The 1,259-nt window shown below is 59.7% G+C and carries 1 protein-coding gene; it reads right to left on the reverse strand.

All coding sequences use genetic code 11. The features are described from left to right. Positions 1-55: 55 nt before the first annotated feature. Positions 56-1,246 carry an elongation factor Tu gene (gene tuf / locus HY2_RS15300; protein ID WP_034799211.1) on the reverse strand — a complete coding sequence of 397 codons (1,191 nt, stop codon included), beginning with the start codon at positions 1,244-1,246 and terminating at the stop codon, positions 56-58. Positions 1,247-1,259: the final 13 nt, after the last annotated feature.

Here is a 1,259-nt window from a genome sequence, read left to right on the forward strand (position 1 = left end):
CAAAAAGGCCGCCCTTTTGGGGCGGCCTTTCGCAAAGTCTCTTCAGGAAGAGAGCTTATTTTTTGATCGCGGAGACGACGCCGGCGCCGACGGTGCGGCCACCTTCGCGGATCGCGAAGCGCAGCCCCTGGTCCATGGCGATCGGCTGGATCAGCTCAACGTCCATTTTGACGTTGTCGCCCGGCAGAACCATTTCCTTGTCAGCCGGCAGCGTCACAACACCCGTCACGTCCGTCGTACGGAAGTAGAATTGCGGACGGTAGTTGGTGAAGAACGGCGTGTGGCGGCCGCCTTCTTCCTTCGTCAGGATGTAGGCTTCAGCTTCAAACGTCGTGTGCGGCGTGATGGAGCCCGGCTTGCAGAGAACCTGACCACGCTCAACACCTTCACGGTCAACACCGCGAAGCAGTGCGCCAATGTTGTCGCCAGCCTGGCCCTGGTCGAGCAGCTTGCGGAACATTTCAACGCCCGTGCAGGTCGTTTTCTGCGTGTCGCGGATACCGACGATTTCGATCTCGTCGCCAACCTTCAGGATGCCCTGCTCAACGCGGCCCGTCACAACCGTACCACGGCCGGAGATGGAGAACACGTCTTCCACAGGCATCAGGAACGGCTTGTCCAGCGGACGCTCAGGTGTCGGGATGTACTCGTCGACAGCTGCCATCAGCTCAAGAACCTTGTCCTTGCCGATATTGTCGTCACGGCCTTCAACAGCCGCCAGAGCAGACCCGGCGATGATCGGAATGTCGTCGCCCGGGAAGTCGTAGGAAGACAGAAGTTCGCGAACTTCCATTTCAACGAGCTCCAGCAGCTCTTCATCGTCAACCTGGTCAACCTTGTTCAGGAACACGACCAGAGCCGGAACGCCAACCTGGCGAGCCAGCAGGATGTGCTCGCGGGTCTGCGGCATCGGGCCGTCAGCTGCGTTCACAACCAGAATCGCGCCGTCCATCTGGGCAGCACCCGTGATCATGTTCTTGACATAGTCAGCGTGGCCCGGGCAGTCGACGTGGGCGTAGTGACGGTTTTCCGTCTCATATTCAACGTGAGCCGTGTTGATCGTGATGCCGCGTGCTTTTTCTTCCGGCGCGGAGTCGATGTCCTCATAGGACCGTTTCTCACCGCCGCCAGCTTCCGCCAGCACCATCGTGATCGCTGCCGTCAGCGTCGTCTTGCCGTGGTCAACGTGGCCAATCGTGCCGATGTTGACGTGCGGCTTGTTGCGTTCAAACTTTGCCTTGGCCATCGGGCCTCTCCTT

Origin of the sequence: Hyphomonas pacifica, from assembly GCF_000682675.1 — a bacterium.
GTDB classification, from domain to species: Bacteria; Pseudomonadota; Alphaproteobacteria; order Caulobacterales; family Hyphomonadaceae; genus Hyphomonas; species Hyphomonas pacifica.

Bases quoted from the DNA above. Each gene is read 5' to 3' on its own strand.
- tuf (WP_034799211.1), bottom strand. From the start codon at position 1,246: ATGGCCAAGGCAAAGTTTGAACGCAACAAGCCGCACGTCAACATCGGC.